Origin of the sequence: Bradyrhizobium sp. IC3195 (assembly GCF_020193585.1) — a bacterium.
In the GTDB taxonomy this organism is placed as follows: domain Bacteria; phylum Pseudomonadota; class Alphaproteobacteria; order Rhizobiales; family Xanthobacteraceae; genus Bradyrhizobium; species Bradyrhizobium yuanmingense.
Genome location: NZ_JADYVG010000108.1, coordinates 1 through 399 on the forward strand (window position 1 = coordinate 1; position 399 = coordinate 399).

The following is a 399-nucleotide window of genomic DNA, read 5'->3' on the forward strand; positions in this document are numbered from 1 at the left end:
ATGGCACCTGGGCTCCCATTGCTGCTGAGAAGACGGCGACCGGCTATCAGGTTGCCTGGAAGGAGGCGAGCACCGGTCAGTACACGGCCTGGAACACCGACAATGACGGCAACTACGTTTCCCATGTCAGCAGCCTGACCGGGTCGACATCGGGTGGCTCGGTGTCGGGTACGGACTCTGGCCTTAAGTCGCTCGAGACGAACTTCCATCAGGATCTCAACGGCGACGGGCAGATCGGTACGTCCACCGCAACCACACCGACATCGGCAACGGCTGGCACTGTAATCGAGTCGGCTGGTGCTACGCGTCTCGTTGAGAGTGGCGACAAGTTCTACCTAAACAGCAGCAGCGGAACGGGACCCTCGCTGAAGTACAGCGGTGCCGATTTCGTCGATGGGT

1 pseudogene is annotated in these 399 nt (G+C 60.4%); it reads left to right on the forward strand.

The window, feature by feature from the left end:
* Positions 1-399, forward strand: a pseudogene (locus I6F09_RS37320) (hypothetical protein); the annotation flags it as partial.